Below are 17,760 nucleotides of genomic sequence, written 5' to 3'. Positions count from 1 at the left end.
AAACAGGAACCAAATACCTAATACTAATACACACCGCAAGCCTAACAGACACATCAAACAACAACATAAAATCCTACTTTAGCCAATTCACAACAAAAACAAATTAACCCATTAATTCCCTCTATTTTTTTATTTTTATATCCCGATGCCATCAAAAACTTGGATGTCTATTTAAAATTATTGAAGCTCACGACACGTTTATATATACACATAGAAAAATAAACTAATGTGGACAATCGTTATAGGAAGGCTTAATTAGTTCATTACTCCATTTAAATGATGAAATTGTTCTGAATAAGATAAAATAAATTTTTTAATGAACTAAAAGTTACATGGAGGAATCAATGCCAAAATGAAGCTCAAAAAATTTACCATCCCACTATTAGGGCTAATATTAATCTTATCACTCATTGGCAGTGCATCTGCTGCCGGCCTAACTGCGGAGTTCGAACCAAAAACAGCACAGGTGGGAGATACAGTCACATTAACAGTGACTGCAAATAATGACGGATTATATGACTGGTATCCAGTTATTATAATGGTTACACATTCCAGTGGATTGAAGTATCAAACTTTTACAATTCCAGATAAAACACTGCAAAACTACGAGGAATCAACTGGAATATGGAACGTTAACAGGATGAGGCACGAGGAAAGGGGTTTGTTGAAAACCCTCATTATAACCTACAAGGTAATGCCTTCAGCAGCAGGTAAATCCCTGACTGCATCAGCAAGGTTCACAAAACTTAAAATAGAAGCCACAGGTGACGATATAAAAAATAATTACCCTGCTGCAAGGACAGATGCCCTCACTGTTTCCAGTTCTAGTAATGGTAATACAGGACATGGAAATGGTACCGGAAATGGTACCGGGACAGGGACAGGAAGTGGTAGTGGAAATGGAAATGGTACGGGTAGTGGAAATGGAAATGGAAATGGGAATGGAAATAGTCTTATCGATGCCTCTGGAAATTCTAAGCTCGCCAGTGCAATAGGTAACCTGACGAGTTCCAATAAAAACAGTCCCCTGAAGAATTTACAAGGTGGAGGAGGGGGAGGAAGTGGAAAAGCCTACGAAGTTACCACCACTCCTAAAAAGACAGACACCAACTCCATTTACATCCTGGCAGCACTGCTGCTGATTGGCCTGATCCTTGCAGGTTACTTCTACGGAGTCCGGAGAAATGAGTAAGAGTGTTTATCCTCTTTTTACATTATTAGATTCAAACAGCCAAAATCAAGAGTAAAAATTATATTCAGTAAAAATATCGTTTAAAACTATAAAAAAAGGTGTTTAATCATGAGTACCGTTTACAGTACGTTCAGCAGCAGTATGCATGCAATTTCCCAGAGCCTCCTGATGCCAGTGATGATCGTTCTTACAATCTTCTTCATCTATGCTCTCATCAATCTGGGCATTTTATTGGGTGAATACTATAAAAGAAGAAAGAATAACTTTGATCTTAAGGTTTTCATCAACCAGATCCTGTCCCTGAAGGATCGGGTTGACCACCAGGAATTAATCAGAATAGTTGAAGCAAGTGAAATTCCAAAGGGCCATAAAGACGTGCTCGTGACCCTGGTGAACAGTTCCAATGTGAGTTCTGAATTCAGAGAGTCAGTTGCCATGAAGATGGTTGAGGACGAAACTATTAAAGCTGCTAAAAGGCTTGAAAAAACTGATATCGTTGCAAAGATTTCCCCTGCGGTGGGACTTATGGGAACACTTATACCCCTGGGTCCGGGACTCACAGCCCTGGGAAGTGGGGATATTCAGAGTCTTGCACAGCATCTTCTCATTGCATTTGATGCAGCTGTGCTTGGTATGGCTGCAGCAGCCATCGCATTCAGTGTATCCAAGATCAGGAGAAGGTGGTACGAGGAGGATATTTCAAACCTTGAAAGCATGGCAGATGCAGTTATGGAGATTTTATGATGTTGAAGCAGAGGCGTTTTAAACAGAAACGGGGGTTGCTCTCCAGTGATGAAGAAATAGATCCAATGATCTACGCCGTTAACATGGTGGACTGCATGCTTGTGCTTGCAGTTGGATTCCTGATATTCACCATAATGTTCATGAGCACAAGCACAGTGTCTCCACAGGAAAAGCCATAATGCAAGAGGCAGTTGATCTCAACCTGGGACAGGCAGTGAATAGCACTATCCAAAATTCCTCAAGTGGTGAGAGCGGACTGTCATCTGTGGGAAAAGTTTACAAGGACCCCGCAACTGGCAAGCTGATAATGATCAAGAATTGACATGAACGATAAAAAGAAAATTTTTGAGGAGGAATCAAATGACTATCTACGTTTGCGTTGATGATACAGACAACCTGAATTCAAGGGGCACAGGAAGACTTGCAAGGGCAATTGCTGGAACCATTTCAAAGAAGCATCCAGTGATTGGTGTTACAAGGCACCAGCTCTACGTGCACCCTGACATACCCTTCACATCCCACAACAGCTGTGCAGTTATTCATGTGGACAGTGATGACATGGAGATCATGGACGATCTCTTCGAGATAGGTAAAAAGGAGATCTACGATGACTTCATTGAGGGCAGTGATCCTGGTATTTCTGTGGCTCATGACAGTCAGATCCTACCGTCGCTTGTGGCGTACAGTAAGGATGCTAAGAACACTGTTTTAAACCAGGAAAAGGCAAGAACCCTTGCAAAAAACCTTAACATTCGCCTTGAAGGTCTTGGTGGAACAGAGGATGGAGTTATAGGATCCATGGCAGGACTTGGTCTGGCCTTTGCAGGTAACGACGGCAGGTTTCTGATGAAGGGAAATATAAGGGACTACTTAGGCCCACAATCTGTGGAAACCCTTCTCAATGCAGGTATTGATGCTGTTTACACCGTTGATGGTCGATTGGTGACCGAAGGTACTGTGATTAACCCCGAAGGTAAATCTGTGAAACCATGTCCAGTCAATGGTAAATGCATTCTTTTCGTTGATACAAACGATGGAGTGCTTCAGGCTGTTAAAAGAGACTGATTCATTGATTAGAAATTAATAAAATTAGTTTAATTATTTGAAATCGATTGAAAATAAATATTTGATATCGATCTTTTTCTATTTTTTAAATTTATTTAAAAATGATTTTTTAAAGTTTTTTAGGTTAAAATTATTGATATTGAGTTAATTTTTAAAATTAATTTAAAACGAGTTTTTAAAAATAAAAAAAAGTAGGGATTTGAAGCCGCGCGCCAGCTTCAATCCATTTTTTTGTCCATTATTTGGATGCGTTGATCTCTTTGACCTTGTCAAGGATCCTCTCAAGGATCTCCCTGTCAGGAAGTAGGTCAGATTCCACAACCTTTCTCATCCTGATTGGAACTCCTTCCATCCTATATGCAGTACCCTCTGCCTGCATACCTACAATTGCAGGTGGGATGATGACATCGGACATCTCTGTGGTTGGTGTTCTGTGTGGTTCTATTGCCACGATAGGAATCTCAGCCATTCTCTCAAGGGACTTCTGTGGGAAGTTTCCACCAGGGTCGGATGCTATTACAAGCATTCCATCTGTCTCCTTGTTCTGGAGAAGGTCGTTTGAACCTGATTCACCAGGGTTGTACCTTGGAGATCCTGTTGCAAAGTCAACACAGTACGGGTATCCAACCTCCCAGGTACATACCTGGTTGAATCCTGTAACGTTGTAGTGTCCCCTCATTGGTATGAGGTTGAACTTGGCACTTCTGTTGAGATCAGTTACAAGACATATGGCTGTGTCTATGTTCCTGTGTTTTCCACGGCTGTGGGTTATACCCATTCCAAAGAAGAGTATACCGAACTGTGCCTTTTTGAGTACTTCAACTGTTTCGTATATGAGTTCCTTTGGTACTCCTGCAACTTCATCGTAGAGGATGTCGTTACCAAGGAGTACTGTTCTTATTGCATCCAGGAGTTCGTAGTCATGGTCGAAGTCAAGCTGCAGGTGGATGTCTGCGAGTTTTGATGAATCTGTTTTTCTTGGATCCACAACTATGAGTGTCCTGTCTGGTCTTCCTCTCTCCCTGAAGAAACCCCTTCCAAAGACGTTTCTTGAAAGGTGTCTTGGGTGTGCGTGCATTGGGTTACATCCCCAGTAGACAACTACGTCTGCACGGTTTTTAACCTCACCAAAGGTACATATTGGGTATCCAACGTCCTGAAGTGCGAGAACAGATGGTCCGTGGCATACAGAAGCTGTGTTATCTATAACTGCTTTGGCTTCCTCTGCAAGTTTTACTCCAACTGCCTGTGCATCACAGTCAGTACAGCTCCATCCGTACATCAATGGCCTTTTTGAATCTGCAAGTATATGTGCTGCTTTGTCTATGGCTTCATCCATAGTGACTTCCACAAATTCTCCATTCTTTCTCACAAGTGGTTTTGTGTATCTTTCAGCACCTTCAGTGTGAACAAATTTACTGTGTCCTATTCTGCAGGCGTTCATTGTGCCCACGATCTCGTTGTCCTCAACTTTACAGACTATGTCGTCGCACAGGGTTCCGCAAAATGGGCACACAACATTTTTTACAAGTTCCAAAGTTATCCCTCCAATAACTCCTAATTTAATAAGGTGCTATATGGCTGTTTCCTGCAACTGCAACGTATACAATTCCGCTTGATCCTTTAGTTGCAAGATCACCCTTAAATTTATAGAAAGCACCTTCAATAAATTCTCCATCTATTTCTATGTCTTTTTCGACTCCAAGGTACTGGAATCCTGGTAAGAATTCTTTGACAATTCCTTTAACAACGATTGTACCGCCTTTCATTTCTCCACCAGTTCTTGCAACGACGTTACCCTCAATTATAAGTAATCCGCCGTTCATATGGATTCCTGGTTCTATTGCAGTATCTCCTTTGATTACCATCTTACCGCCGAGCATGTACTCTGCAATTTCACTGCCCACATTTCCATGAACAGTTATTATACCTCCAGTCATACCCCTCCAGTCACCACGGTATGCTGAGCCAACGTAATCCTCTGCATTACCCATTATGGTTAATTCACCGCCGACCATGTTCTGTCCGGCCCATGAACCAACGTTTCCTTCCACTGTGATTTTTCCGCCTTTCATTTCCACACCAACGTACATGTTGGCGTTTCCTTTGACGATTATTTCACCAGCAGTCATTCCCTGGCCGATCCTCTTGGTGTTGTGAACATCACCATCGATTATGATCTTGATTTCAGAGGGATTTTCTGCTGATTCTCCTTCCACATCAAAGAACTCATGGAGTCTTACTTGACCGTTACCGTTCCATATTCCCATGTTTTTGATTTCATCTATACTTTTACCTGCTAAAACATCTGGAATTATGTTGTTTATTTCGAGAGGTACCATTGGCTGTTCTTTAGGTGTTAGAATTATTTCACTCATTGGATCACCCCGTTTATTGGATTGGACCTTGGAAGATATTCTTCCTGGACAGGGTAGTTCGCGAAGTTGACTGAGTAGTACTTTTTGAACATCTTCTCAACTTCAGATTCTACCTCTTTCTCTAACTCCCCATCGTAAAGAGAGTTGATCCAGTAGGTTCTTCCGTGTTCACCAATACTAACAACTTTACCATCTTTAACTACAATTTCACCATCTTTAAGGACGTATGCAGCGCTCTGAAGTGCGTCTTCAAGTGCCACGTAGTCTGCAGACTGGTCCTGTGTTTCTGGGTTGAAGTCGTATATTGCTATATCTGCATCTGCACCAACTCCCAGGTGTCCTTTGGTGTCGCTTAAACCAAGAACTGTGGCTGGTGTGCTTCTTGTTACCTGTGCTATTTCATAGAAGCCGTATTCCCTATCAATTGTGGCTATGCTGGTTTTTTTCTGAGCCCATTTGTGAAGATGGTTTTCTATCATGTCTTCCCTGTACTTGTTGCTCATCAACCATGCCATGACCCTTGGATACCTTGTGAATGGTCCACCGTTTGGACTGTCTGTTGTTAGACATACCTTTCCAGGATCGTTTATGAGAAGGAAGAGTTCAAGTCCTATTGCCCACTGTGATGCTGGGACTGGTGCCTTTGGTGAGTAAAGGTAAGGAATGATACCAGAGCCTGTTTCAAGTTCCACATCACAGTTAGCCCATTTAAGTCCATTTATAAGGTGCATATCATATTCTGCAGGACCGTCAGCAGTCATGGTTGTTGTTTCATCCAGTGTGACCTGTCCAACATCTATAACAACGTGATCGTTCTTGTTAACATAGTCTGCTACCCTAGGTGCTTCTGATATGAAGTCCCTCCAGTTGGTACCACCGTAGCTGTGGAACTGAACGTGGGTTGCATAGAGTACTGCATCCCTTTTTCCATGTTTTGGGTTTGCTTTTATTCCCTTAGGTATGTCAAATGATTTTAAGGTTGTTTCATAGTTTCCTGGGTGTCCAAGGTCGTTACAGTGAAGGTGTATTGCATGTGGAAGTCCGAGTTTCTCGTTGACTTCAGCCAGACCCCTTATGATTTCTGCTCCTGTGATGTCGAAGTAGGGTGCTGGATCATTTATTCCATGAACATTTCCACCCCAACCCCATGCTTCTGTTCCTGCAGGGTTAACTATCTTTATTGTGTAACCTTTGGTTGCCTTTAAAAGCCAGGATGCGTATGCTGCACATTTGTCAATGTCTCCATCTTTGAGGTACTGCATTACGAACCAGTTGTTACCGAACAGGGGGTATGCTGCATGATCAAGTATGGGTGTGTCGATAAATTCCTCATGGGTGTGTCTTGAAAGGAGTGGAGGCATTGCTGCTTCCATTGCAGTTGTGTAACCCATCTGAGCGTACCTGTAACCTGTCATGAATGTTGAAGGAACTGAAAAACCACTTCCTGCCCTTTTAACATTTGTTATGGTTTCAACGTCTTTTTTACTGTCTTCTGGACGGAACATCCTTCCAACGTTAACCTTTGGACCTGCTATGTGAGTGTGTGGGTCCACACCTCCAGGCATTACTACTTTTCCAGATGCATCTATTACGTCTGCATCTTCACTTACGCTGTCCACTACTTTACCATCTTTTATACAGATGTCCATCTTCTCTCCATCGATGTTGTTTAGTGGATCATAAACAATTCCATTTTTTATTATACGTTCCAACGAAAATCCTCCTAAAACCGTTAGTAATTTGAAATTTTCCCGTATACTTTCATGAGAGTTGGCATGTCAAGAACAGGTTCTTCTGTAGGTGTGATATCAACAGGGACGTTTTTGAAACTAGGTGTTGCTGTAGAGTCCGTGTTAGGTCTTATAACTCTGTTTGCCCACGGTCCCATTGGAACGTACACCATTCCCTTTGGAAGTTCTTCTTTTGCTTCCACAGCTTTGACAATAACATCACCATATTCAGAAACTATTTTTACATTGTCCCCATGTTTAATTCCCAGTTCTTCCAGGACATCCTTGTTTATGTTACATATGGCTGCTGCATTCACAAACATTGGGAGATCCTTACCGCACTCTATTGCCTGTCCCTGCCATACTGTTCTGCCTGTGTTTAATATAACCCTCATTTGGCTTCCTCCAGTTTTTCAAGTTTTATGGCGTTTACAGGACATGTTTCAACACATGTACCGCATTTTCCACATAGATTTACATGTTTGAGGTTTATCTCTCCATCCTCTACTATCATTATCAGATCCGCATCATCTGTAGGTCCCTTTCCTCCAGCGACTTCAGGACTGTTTAATGCATTGACAGGACAGGAGATAACGCAGTTTCCACATCCATGACAAAGTTCTGGATATACTACTAGTCCAATTGGCATTTATTTACCTCCAATTAAATTTTAGTTCTATAATTAAATTTGAATCCTTTATTTGTATGTTCTATTTTTAAAGGTTTGGGAGCATTCATGTATCAATTCTGATAAAAAAAATATGATAAAAAAAATTCTTTCATCAGTTTTTAACTGATTCGAAGGCTTTTTCCCATGATTTTGATCTTATTGGTGTGCTGTTGATCTTGGTTCTTGTGACATCTATTGCACTCACTGGGCATGATCTTTCACATGCACCGCAGTATATGCAGTATTTCTCATCCATGTAGAGTTTTGCTTCTTTATCACCAGATTCTGCAGGCTGTGGGAATGCTAATGCGTTACATGGGCACACCATAACACAGGTTTCACATCCCTGGCATGTTTCATCGTCATGCTCAAGTTTACCCTCGAATGGTTTGGTAACTGTTGCAGCATCCACTGGGCAGATGTCTTCACACCATCCGCAGTTCACACATGCTTCTTCATCTATGAAGGAGTCTCCTTTGATTTCAGCATCTTCGGGTTTGATATCGTATTCTCCGTAGGAACATATTCTGCAGGCAGCTTTTATTGCGTTAACTGGGCATGCTTTTTTACATACAAGGCAGTAAACACATTTATCTTTATCAACGTTGATGTCTGAGGATATGGTTGGGTCATCAGAAGTAGGTAATCTATAATCTAATGTTATGGCATCTGCAGGACACATCTCTTCACAAACACCACAGTTTATGCAGGTTTCCTTGTCTATCTCAATTTCACCACTCACAAGTTTGGATCTGTCTGGCAGTTCCCTTGCAATGGTTATTGCTTCCTGTGGACATGCAGTTTCACATGCCTTACAGTAAATACAAGTATCCTCATCAATATCTGATGATTTTATGAGCTGAGGATATTCTTCCATGGTTTTTATAGATTTTCCCTCTATCTCAAGGTCTAATGCATCGAATGGGCAGATGCAACTGCACATACCACAGAGTACACATTTATCTTCATCTATGTCTATCCTACTGGATTCCTGTTCTGTTCTGACCATGGCTCCTGTTGGGTTTACCTCTATAGCACTTACTGGACATATTTTTTCACACAAGCCACATGAAGCACATAGCTCATCTTTGAAAAGCAATTTTCTGGCTTCTTCGCCTGTTCTTTCTACAGAAATATCTCTACCTTCCACCATTTCTGTTGTCTCCATTATCGTCTACCTCCTTAATCTTAATTGATTTAGTGGGGCACATTTCTCCACAAATAAGACATCCACAGCACCATTCAGGGTTTATGTCTGCCTTTAGATCATCCAACACAACGGCATTCATCATGCATGAATCAACACAGAGGCCGCATCCAATGCATGAATTTCTCACGGAACATTCATATTTTTTATTTGAACATATCTTCACTAAGGTTCTTGTTTTATCCTTATCTTTAACAAGAACATAGGTCATTGTAAGAAAATCCCTTGGACATAAATTTGTTATTGCTTCTGCAACTTCTATTGAATTCCAGGATATGTTTCTACCATTCAAATAGTGTGAAACTGTTGATCTATCCATTTCGAGTTCTTTTGCAATTTCTCGTTGACTATGTCCGTCCTTTCTTAACTCAACTGCTGCTAAATATTTCAAACCTGATATTATATGTTTCGGCATATGGACACCATGTGTGTTAATTACACTTATGGATCCTGTGGATATATACATTTTCTCAAAAAATTAAATAGAAAAATTTATATATGATTGTGTAGATTCAACACATAAAAATGGTGTTTTAGAGCAATGATTCTTAGAAATGTTGAAAACATAAAAATGAATATTAAAGAGTAAAAATTGAATTAAAAACAATTTAAAGCTTCAATTTAAAAGAATTGGATTAAAATCTAAAATTGATAATCAAAGCATGAAACATGGACAATAGTCATTAAAAAATCCTTAGAAAATCCTTAAAAAAATCCTTAAAAATAAAAAAATAAATTATGAGCATCCCATCCTATTTTTATAGGTGATATATTAAGTTGAGTTCATAGATTGAAACCCGAATACATATATCCAATAGGATTTTTAGTGGTTTACCACATTACCTTATATGAGTTGGGGCTATCATTTAAGTAGAATAAGTACTTATAAAAATTTTAACGATAATTCTAAAGTTAATTTTGAGGTGCAATCATGAGGATCGTAGGAGTGGCTGGAACTAAGAATACAGGCAAAACAACCCTTGTTACCCGTATCATTACCGAACTCAGGGAAAGGGGTTTTCACGTGGGTACTGTGAAACATGCACATGGTGGACTGGATGTTGAAGGCAGGGACACTTGGCAGCACAAGAAGGCCGGAGCTGAGCTTGTGGTTGGAACTGGAAACGAAACTCTGTTCAACCTCAATGAAGGCCTGGAACTTGAAGAAATACTGAACATCATGAAGTACATAAAAAACCTTGATTTTGTAGTTTTAGAAGGTTTTAAACATTCACCGTATGTTAAAATAGCAACATCAGATTTTTTAACCCCTGAAGATGATTCATCCACCATACTAAAAACAGTTGATGTGATGAGATTAGATGACCATGACGTCGTATCTCTGGTTGATCTTATAGAGGAACGAAGTTTTGGAATCATACAAAGGCTTGACTGTAAGAAGTGCGGCTTTGAAAGCTGCCAGGAATTTAGAACTGCCAAGATCAGTGGGGCTGCAGGTGCCAATGTTCAATGTGTTACAGATTCATCTGATGTTCTCCTCAAAGTTGACGACTCCTTCATACCCATGAACCCCTTCGTGAAGAACCTGGTTAAAAAGGTAACCCTTGGAATGGTTGAATCCCTTCGAACAGAAGAATTTGGTGCTGAAGACTTCAAAAAGATTGAATTGATGATAAAAAATGAAGACGACCGATAGATACCAGAGACCCATAATATCCCTGAGGATATCCATAACCAACCGCTGCAACGTCCGCTGCTTCTACTGCCACCACGATGGTATAGTTGCTGAAAGTTATGAAATGTCTCCAGATGAAATATTCAGGATAGCAAAGATTGCAAAGAACATTGGAGTTGAAAAAATAAGGCTTTCTGGCGGGGAACCCCTGGTAAGAAAGGATATAGTGGAGATCGTCTCGAAAATATCTTCACTGGACTTTAGAGACATTTCCATCACTACCAACGGAACCCTCCTTGGAAGGTACGCAGCTGAACTTGTTGATGCAGGGCTTAGCAGGGTTAATGTTAGCTTCGACACCCTGAACCCCAAAACCTACCGTTTCATAACCAAAAGGGATTACATGGAAAATGCCAGGGAGGGTATAAAGAAAGCTGTTGAAGCCGGCCTTGACCCTGTTAAGGTGAACATGGTGGTTATGAAGGGTGTTAACGACCATGAGATATGGGACATGTTCCAGTTCTGCAGGGAGAATGGAGTTATACTCCAACTCATCGAGCTTCTCAAGACTGAGAACTGTGAAGAAGCAGAGTTTTTAGAGGATTATCACTACGATATGAACCCCCTTGAAGAGGAGCTCAGTAGAATATCCCACAAGGTTAAGAAGAGACGTTTCATGCAGGACCGGAAGAAGTACTTCATAGATGATGGTGAAATTGAAGTTGTCAGGCCTATGGACAATACAGAGTTCTGCAAAAATTGTACAAGACTTAGAATAACCCCTGAAGGTAAGATTAAACCTTGTTTGCTTCGAAACGACAACCTCGTAGATCTTATAGAATCCATGCGCAGGGGCAGTTCTGATGAGGAACTTAAAAACCTCTTTTTAAATGCAATAAATAAGAGAGAACCATACTACGCTGAAACATGTGCCACAAAATCCAGTTGAATCCTTTAAAAAATTTTTTACCTCAAAACCTGAATTTAATTGAGAAACCTTTAAAATCTGTTTAAATCTGATTTATTCCCCTTATAATATATTAAACTTTTTTTATTAAAATTCTTGTTTTAAGGGTTCAATTTTATTGTGCTGCCCTTCATCATGTATTTTTCTTGGACTTAAAAAATTATATTCAATCCAAAAAAAATAGATAAAACCTAAAGGAAAGGGTAAAGGAGGAAAAGGGTATGTCTGATAAAAATATTAAAAACACACTACCAAATAACTATGAAAACATACAGAAAAGGTTTGAAGAGTATGGTGAAGCTTTGAATGGTCTTGGAATTGCAGTGAAGCAAAGCGGCCCCCTCGATGAGAAAACTTCACAGCTTGTGCAGCTTGCAGCATCTGCAGCCATAAGATCTGAAGGTGCTGTTCACAGCCATGCAAAAAGGGCTCTTAAAGCAGGTGCAAGTCCTGAAGAGGTTTATCAGTCTTTACTGCTCATTACAAGTACCATTGGATTTCCAAATGTTGCAGCTGCAGTTTCCTGGGTGGATGATCTCTTGGAAGATTTTTTATAAATTCTTGTATGAATGCTCTTGAGTTGAAATCCCTGTTATGAATGTTCATTACAATTAAAAGGAAATCCTTTCAGGGTGGGTGTATATGTTGAACCTGCCACCCCTTACAAATCCAACTATTGTAAGCCCTGATTCTTCTCCTGCCATAAAACCAGAAGCAGTGGGTGCTGCTTTTGATGTTAGTACAGGGATTCCCATTCTTGCAACTTTCATAACCATGTCAGAAGGCATTCTACCACTTGAAACAATGAAGCTTCTTGAAAAATCAAGGCCTTTAAGCAATCCTGCACCCATCACTTTATCAATTGCCACATGTCGACTTACATCTTCTATTGTTATGAACTCTTCTTCTGTTACAAGTGCTGCTATATGTGTACCACCTGTTTCCTTCCAAACCTTAGATTCTTCTCTCAGTTTTTTGAAAGATTCTAAGATCTGATCCTTGGATATGGTGTAATCAGAAACCACTTCATCCACGAATTCTATTTTACCTCTCCATCCTCCAAAGCAATCAGAACTCATTACCATTTCCCTTCTAATATCAAAGTCTTGAAGGTCAATTTCAATGTTTATGGTGTTTTTATCTATGTCAATTTTTTTTACGCTATCAATGGAATCGATCAATCCTTCCCCTGCCAGGTATCCCAGAGCAAATTCCTTTAAAAAGGTAGGACTAACAGAAAATCTTCCAAATGCAAGTTCATTCACGATGATTTCAATTTCTTCATCATTAACTATCTTCTCGTCCAGCTCGAACGTTTCTTTACCAACCCTTATGGCTTTGACATTCCTAAACATTTCAGACATGATTTCACACTCGCTTTAATCAGTATCTTGAACTTCTGTAAGTTCGTAAGGATGAACTTAGGATCACTCCAGAACAGTGTGCCTCTCCTTGAGGTCACTTTCTGTTTTACCCATTCTATCCATGAGCTGGGCTATCAATCCATCAAGGAATATTAAGCTTGAAACCTCGAATAATGTTCCAAGGGGCGAAAGTGAGAGATGTTTTCCGTTAATCTGCCTTTTTATATAATTTTTTTCTATATCAATCTTTGTCCTGCCCTGAATGTGTACTATAAGATCTGACATCTTTCCAAGGGTTGAGTCGTCATATGAAGTTACTGCAATAAGTTTTGCCCCTCTTTTTTTGGCTATCTTTGCTGTGCTTATTATGTAACTGGTTTCTCCAGAACCTGAGATTGCAAGGAGACAGTCATCCTGAGTTATAGCAGGTGTTATCGTTTCCCCAACAACGTAAACACTAATGCCAAGGTGCATGAGGCGCATTGCAAATGCCCTGGCAACCAGGCCTGATCTTCCCTGTCCAAGGAGGAAAACATCTTTTGAAGAGGTTAGTACATCCATCAATTCCATTATAGTTTTTTCATCAAGTTCAGATGAAACAACCCGTACATTGTCAATTATTTCATCTATTGCATCGTTTAAAATCATGAGTTCACCAAATAAGGATTTTTCAAATTATTTATGCTTTCACTGTTATATTTATATTGTTATATCCTGAAGTTTATATCCCTGATGAATGTACCACTTAACAGGGATTTATTATGCATTTCTTGAGGACATCAATTAAGTTGATAGCTTAAAAAACAGAAGGATACATTTGATTCAAAAAAAAGAGGATTGGAAATGGATTACCTTCCGAAGCTGAACCTTTTCATAAATGGTCATGAATTCAACTACAAGTTCTTTGAAACCCTTGAATGTGTTTCAAAAACATGGTCCCAGCGTGAAGCTGCAAAGAGGCTTGGAGTGTCCCATGCAGTCCTGAACCGCAGGATAAGGGATGCCGAGGACAAACTAGGTAAGAGGATCGTTGAAACAACTGGTGCAGGTTCAGGGCTGACAGATTATGGACTTGAAATACTTCAAAAGTATCAGGAGTACATGCAGCGGCTTCAGGGACGTGAAATTCCAGTTATATGTGGGGGACATATTTCTTCAGGACTCATGGAAGTTCTTTCATCTGAATATGGCCTTGAAAGCCATGTTTACAGGACACAGGATGAAAGTGCCATCCAGCTTGCCCAAAGGGATATGGTGGATATTTTAACCTTCGACGACCCTGTTCAGGCATTCATGAGGGATCTGGACTTCACACCAGTTGCCTACGACCACCTTGTTCTTGTATCTGGTGGTGGCTATACTCCTAAAAGCATGGATGACATCAACGGCATGAGCTTCGTTGAGGTACCTGGTTCCTCCCAGCGTCTGGCATGGAACACCCTTGATGAGAATGGAGTGGATTACAGAGTAGTTGAACTGGTTAAATCCCCCTACGAAGCCCTGAAAAGGGTTCAGAAAAATGAAGATCTTTATACATTCCTTAACAGCAGTTTTGCAGGGGGTTCCAACGTCCTTGAGAACGAAACAAAACATATAATAAGCCTTGTGAATCTTAACCCTGAAAACCTTGTATTGAAAGATTTTATAGAATTCGTGCTTGATGAAGGTCAGCAGATAATTCGTGACGAAGGCTTTGAACCCCTTTGAAATGTTAGTATTTAAATGAATTGAAGATCAGTTTTATTTTTGACAATTTGTTTTAGGCAAAATTAATTTTAAATTCATTGAAAAAAAAGGAATCCTTTTAAATTTCCTGTTCCTTTTACCAGAACTTCTTAACCATTTACACTATTAAAAACTTGTTTACTAGGTTCTGGTTGGTTAGTTTTAAATATTTCAAAGATAAAAATATGGAGGGTGATGGATTGAGCAATAAAAAAGATTTACTAGCGGTTGGACACACAGCACTGGACTACATAATACAGGTTGGAGAATTCCCACAACCAAACTCCTCAACAGCAATAAACAGGATGCGCACATTCCATGGAGGTGCTGCAGCAAATGTAGCAGTTGTTGCATCCACACTTGGACTTAAATCTTCCCTTGTATCTGCGGTTGGGAATGAATTTCCTGGATCTGACTATGAGAAGAAGCTCAAAGACCTTGGAATAGACACCGCAAACATGATACTCATTGAAGAAGAGAAAACACCCACTGCATTTGTGATGACAGATTCCTCCAACAACCAGATAAGCTACTTCTACTGGGGTGCAGCAGCACACTTCCAGGACTCAGAAGTTCCATACAATGCCATTGACCACGTGGAAGCTGTTCATCTGGCAACTGGAGACCCGGGTTTTAACAGAAGATCTGGAGAGGCAGCCCATGAAGCTGGAAAGATGATATCCTTTGATCCAGGTCAGGACCTTCACATGTACTCCAAGGAGGAGTTAAAAGAGGTTTTAAAGATATCAAACATACTCTTCGGTAACCACTACGAGATAGAAAGGATAATGAAGACCACCCAAATGGACATGGATGATCTGAGGAACTTCGGTCCGGACATAGTGGTTAAAACCTGTGGAAAAAGTGGCAGCACCATCTACGCAGATGAGGAAGTGATGGTGGATTCAGTTCCAAGGGAAGCTGTTGACCCAACAGGTGCAGGTGATTCCTACAGGGCCGGTTTCATGAAGGCCTATTTGAAGGGTGAAGACCTGGAAACCTGTGGTAAATTTGCTTCAGCAGTTGCATCCTTTATTGTTGAAGCTGAAGGATGTCAGACAAATGTTCCTAACCGTGAAATGGTGCTGGAACGCATGCATGAGAGATGGGATTGAAACCTAGCATGGAAACACAACATATAGTTTTTAAAATTAAATAGGGTCTTCTACAGTGATTTTGTACAGAAAATATTGTATACTGTCATATTGTATAATAAAATAGGATACAATAGCATCATTTAGAAGATCACTACTTACTATTGTCTTGCAATTACCTGGAAAGGTTGGACTAATTTTATTTTACATCAATTTATATAGGACATCCATAACTGGAAAATCAAATAGAAAGTCTATTAAAATATAAGTATACTAAACTTATAATAGCATTCAAGTAAACTTGATTTAGTTCCTTATGTTTTGAAAAGGGATACCTATTTTTACCCGTAACATAAAATGAGATCAAGATTTGAATATCACTGTTTTGATATATTGAAGCATTCAAGCTTGATATTTCAGACTGAAATAGCAGACTTTAGTTAAAAAATGAACATGGTGATTCTATGACACAGATGGACGATGCAAAAAAGGGCATTATAACAGAAGAAATGAAAGCAGTTGCAAAGCTGGAAAACGTTGATGAAGAGTTTATCAGAAAATCAGTTGCAGCAGGAACAATCGCGATTCCAAACAACGTCAACAGGAATGCTAGGCCTGTTGGTATTGGAGCAGGTTTAAGAACCAAGGTCAACGCAACCATTGGAACATCAACCGACATAAACGATGTTGACATGGAAATTGAAAAGGCAAAAATCGCAATGGAAAACAAAGCAGACACCCTCATGGAACTCAGTATTGGAGGAGATCTGGACGAAATACGAAGGACTATCCTCGGTGTTACAGACCTTCCATTTGGAAGTGTACCAGTGTACCAGGCAGCAACTGAAGCCATAAACAAAGAGGGTTCTGCAATCTACATGGATGAAGATGCCATGTTCAAGGCCATTGAAACCCAGGCAAAAGATGGTGTGGACTTCATGGCAATTCACTGCTCTGTGAACAAGGAAACCCTAAGAAGACTCAAAAGACAGGGCCGTGAAGGTGGACTTGTGAGCAGGGGTGGAGCATTCATATCAGCATGGATGGTTCACAACGAAATTGAAAACCCCCTCTACAAGAACTACGACAAGGTCATTGAAATAGCCAAGGAATACGACTTCTGTATAAGCCTTGCAAACGGTATGAGGGCAGGAGCAATAGCAGATTCAACAGACAGGGCTCAGATACAGGAGTTAATCATACTCGGTGAACTCATTGACAGGGCAAGGGAAGCAGGAGTTCAGACCATTGTTGAAGGACCAGGACACATACCACTCAATGAGATACCAACCAACGTAATGGTTCAGAAGAAGCTCTGCCGTGGAGCACCTTTCTACATGCTCGGACCAATCGTAACAGACATAGCACCAGCATACGACCACATAGTCTCATCAATAGGTGCAGCACAGTCTGCAGCAGCTGGAGCAGACTTCATATGTTATGTTACACCTGCAGAGCACCTGGCACTTCCAGGACCTCAGGATGTTAAGGATGGAGTTATAGCAACCAGGATCGGTGCATACGTTGGTGACATGGCCAAAGGAATTCACAACGGAGAATTAGACCTTAAAATGGCTAACGCACGTAAAAAACTCGACTGGGAAGGTCAGTACGCAGCAGCAATCTGCCCTGCAGATGCAAGGAAGATCAGGGAGGCAAAACCTCCAGAAGACCCTGACACCTGCACAATGTGCGGAAACTACTGTTCAATTAAAATAGTGAATGAATGGCTGGATGATGCAAGTCAGGACGTATTTGACTGATATCATCACCTTAATTCCTTTTTTTATTCTTTTTAAATTTAAATCAGTACTTCATTAAATTAAATCAGTTCATTAAATGATCTAAAACTATTATCCAATTCATTTAATTAATTAAGCTAATTATTCATTTATTTAATTGGGTTATCCAACTACAAAAATTCAAAAAAATCTTTTTACTGAATTTTAATCCCGTTGAACTGGATCGTGACCATCCCATGATCTGGT

Annotated in this window: 20 protein-coding genes; 11 read left to right on the top strand and 9 right to left on the bottom strand. The window is 40.2% G+C overall.

What is annotated here, in order from left to right:
* The first annotated feature begins 352 nt into the window (after positions 1-352).
* The 5 genes from J2756_RS06755 to J2756_RS06740 all read left to right on the top strand — a co-directional run bounded on the left by J2756_RS06755 (position 353) and on the right by J2756_RS06740 (position 3,001).
* Positions 353-1,192 (top strand): DUF11 domain-containing protein, encoded by an 840-nt coding sequence (locus tag J2756_RS06755; protein ID WP_209583905.1) that lies wholly within the window; start codon positions 353-355, stop codon positions 1,190-1,192.
* A 108-nt stretch (positions 1,193-1,300) separates the two neighbouring features.
* Positions 1,301-1,936 carry a MotA/TolQ/ExbB proton channel family protein gene (locus J2756_RS06750; RefSeq protein ID WP_245315966.1) on the top strand — a complete coding sequence of 212 codons (636 nt, stop codon included), beginning with the start codon at positions 1,301-1,303 and terminating at the stop codon, positions 1,934-1,936.
* A complete protein-coding gene (locus J2756_RS11495; RefSeq protein WP_245315965.1) occupies positions 1,933-2,115 on the top strand; it encodes a hypothetical protein in 183 nt (60 codons plus the stop codon). Before J2756_RS06750 ends, J2756_RS11495 begins: the two co-directional genes overlap by 4 nt.
* The gene (locus J2756_RS11490) at positions 2,115-2,258 is read left to right on the top strand and encodes a hypothetical protein (RefSeq protein WP_245315964.1); all 144 of its coding nucleotides are present in this window, start codon (positions 2,115-2,117) and stop codon (positions 2,256-2,258) included. The genes J2756_RS11495 and J2756_RS11490 overlap by 1 nt, the downstream gene beginning before the upstream one ends.
* A gap of 38 nt (positions 2,259-2,296) precedes the next feature.
* Positions 2,297-3,001, top strand: coding sequence for an ABC transporter substrate-binding protein (locus J2756_RS06740; RefSeq protein WP_209583904.1), 705 nt, complete (start codon positions 2,297-2,299; stop codon positions 2,999-3,001).
* Between the two features lie 238 nt (positions 3,002-3,239).
* On the opposite strand, the gene J2756_RS06735 is transcribed toward J2756_RS06740, so the two are convergent.
* The 7 genes from J2756_RS06735 to J2756_RS06705 all read right to left on the bottom strand — a co-directional run bounded on the left by J2756_RS06735 (position 3,240) and on the right by J2756_RS06705 (position 9,401).
* A complete protein-coding gene (locus tag J2756_RS06735) occupies positions 3,240-4,538 on the bottom strand; it encodes a formylmethanofuran dehydrogenase subunit B (protein ID WP_209583902.1) in 1,299 nt (432 codons plus the stop codon).
* A gap of 25 nt (positions 4,539-4,563) precedes the next feature.
* A complete protein-coding gene (fwdC, locus tag J2756_RS06730) occupies positions 4,564-5,379 on the bottom strand; it encodes a tungsten-dependent formylmethanofuran dehydrogenase subunit FwdC (protein WP_209583900.1) in 816 nt (271 codons plus the stop codon).
* On the bottom strand, positions 5,376-7,091 hold the full coding sequence (gene fwdA / locus J2756_RS06725) for a tungsten-dependent formylmethanofuran dehydrogenase subunit FwdA (RefSeq protein WP_209583897.1): 1,716 nt from the start codon (positions 7,089-7,091) through the stop codon (positions 5,376-5,378). Before fwdA ends, fwdC begins: the two co-directional genes overlap by 4 nt.
* A 20-nt stretch (positions 7,092-7,111) precedes the next feature.
* Entirely contained in the window at positions 7,112-7,504 is a 393-nt protein-coding gene (gene fwdD / locus J2756_RS06720) for a tungsten-dependent formylmethanofuran dehydrogenase subunit FwdD (RefSeq protein WP_209583895.1), read from the bottom strand.
* Complete coding sequence (locus tag J2756_RS06715; protein ID WP_209583894.1) at positions 7,501-7,758, bottom strand: 4Fe-4S binding protein; 258 nt, start codon at positions 7,756-7,758, stop codon at positions 7,501-7,503. Before J2756_RS06715 ends, fwdD begins: the two co-directional genes overlap by 4 nt.
* A 133-nt stretch (positions 7,759-7,891) precedes the next feature.
* The gene (fwdF, locus tag J2756_RS06710; protein ID WP_209583892.1) at positions 7,892-8,947 is read right to left on the bottom strand and encodes a tungsten-dependent formylmethanofuran dehydrogenase subunit FwdF; all 1,056 of its coding nucleotides are present in this window, start codon (positions 8,945-8,947) and stop codon (positions 7,892-7,894) included.
* A complete protein-coding gene (locus tag J2756_RS06705) occupies positions 8,919-9,401 on the bottom strand; it encodes a 4Fe-4S dicluster domain-containing protein (RefSeq protein WP_209583890.1) in 483 nt (160 codons plus the stop codon). Before J2756_RS06705 ends, fwdF begins: the two co-directional genes overlap by 29 nt.
* A 516-nt stretch (positions 9,402-9,917) precedes the next feature.
* Here J2756_RS06705 and mobB point away from each other — a divergent pair.
* The 3 genes from mobB (at position 9,918) to J2756_RS06690 (ending at position 12,146) form a co-directional block, all read left to right on the top strand.
* Positions 9,918-10,643 (top strand): molybdopterin-guanine dinucleotide biosynthesis protein B, encoded by a 726-nt coding sequence (gene mobB / locus J2756_RS06700; RefSeq protein ID WP_209583888.1) that lies wholly within the window; start codon positions 9,918-9,920, stop codon positions 10,641-10,643.
* Entirely contained in the window at positions 10,627-11,571 is a 945-nt protein-coding gene (gene moaA / locus J2756_RS06695) for a GTP 3',8-cyclase MoaA (RefSeq protein WP_209583886.1), read from the top strand. The genes mobB and moaA overlap by 17 nt, the downstream gene beginning before the upstream one ends.
* Positions 11,572-11,810: 239 nt before the next feature.
* A complete protein-coding gene (locus J2756_RS06690) occupies positions 11,811-12,146 on the top strand; it encodes a carboxymuconolactone decarboxylase family protein (RefSeq protein WP_209583884.1) in 336 nt (111 codons plus the stop codon).
* A 54-nt stretch (positions 12,147-12,200) separates the two neighbouring features.
* Here the strand turns inward: J2756_RS06690 and fdhD are convergent, their stop codons facing one another.
* Together fdhD and hxlB are read right to left on the bottom strand one after the other, a co-directional pair.
* Complete coding sequence (gene fdhD, locus J2756_RS06685) at positions 12,201-12,953, bottom strand: formate dehydrogenase accessory sulfurtransferase FdhD (protein ID WP_209583882.1); 753 nt, start codon at positions 12,951-12,953, stop codon at positions 12,201-12,203.
* A 63-nt stretch (positions 12,954-13,016) separates the two neighbouring features.
* Positions 13,017-13,601, bottom strand: coding sequence for a 6-phospho-3-hexuloisomerase (gene hxlB / locus J2756_RS06680; protein ID WP_209583879.1), 585 nt, complete (start codon positions 13,599-13,601; stop codon positions 13,017-13,019).
* A gap of 195 nt (positions 13,602-13,796) precedes the next feature.
* Between hxlB and J2756_RS06675 the strand changes: the two genes are divergently transcribed.
* From J2756_RS06675 to thiC, 3 genes are all read left to right on the top strand, one after another.
* Entirely contained in the window at positions 13,797-14,660 is an 864-nt protein-coding gene (locus tag J2756_RS06675) for a LysR family transcriptional regulator (RefSeq protein WP_209583878.1), read from the top strand.
* A 218-nt stretch (positions 14,661-14,878) separates the two neighbouring features.
* On the top strand, positions 14,879-15,793 hold the full coding sequence (locus J2756_RS06670) for a carbohydrate kinase family protein (RefSeq protein WP_209583877.1): 915 nt from the start codon (positions 14,879-14,881) through the stop codon (positions 15,791-15,793).
* A gap of 443 nt (positions 15,794-16,236) precedes the next feature.
* The gene (gene thiC, locus J2756_RS06665) at positions 16,237-17,535 is read left to right on the top strand and encodes a phosphomethylpyrimidine synthase (RefSeq protein ID WP_209583876.1); all 1,299 of its coding nucleotides are present in this window, start codon (positions 16,237-16,239) and stop codon (positions 17,533-17,535) included.
* The last annotated feature ends 225 nt before the right edge of the window (positions 17,536-17,760 follow it).

The sequence above is a fragment of the Methanobacterium aggregans genome, from assembly GCF_017874455.1.
Lineage (GTDB): Archaea > Methanobacteriota > Methanobacteria > Methanobacteriales > Methanobacteriaceae > Methanobacterium_C > Methanobacterium_C aggregans.
This window is presented reverse-complemented; position numbering and strand designations above follow the sequence as displayed.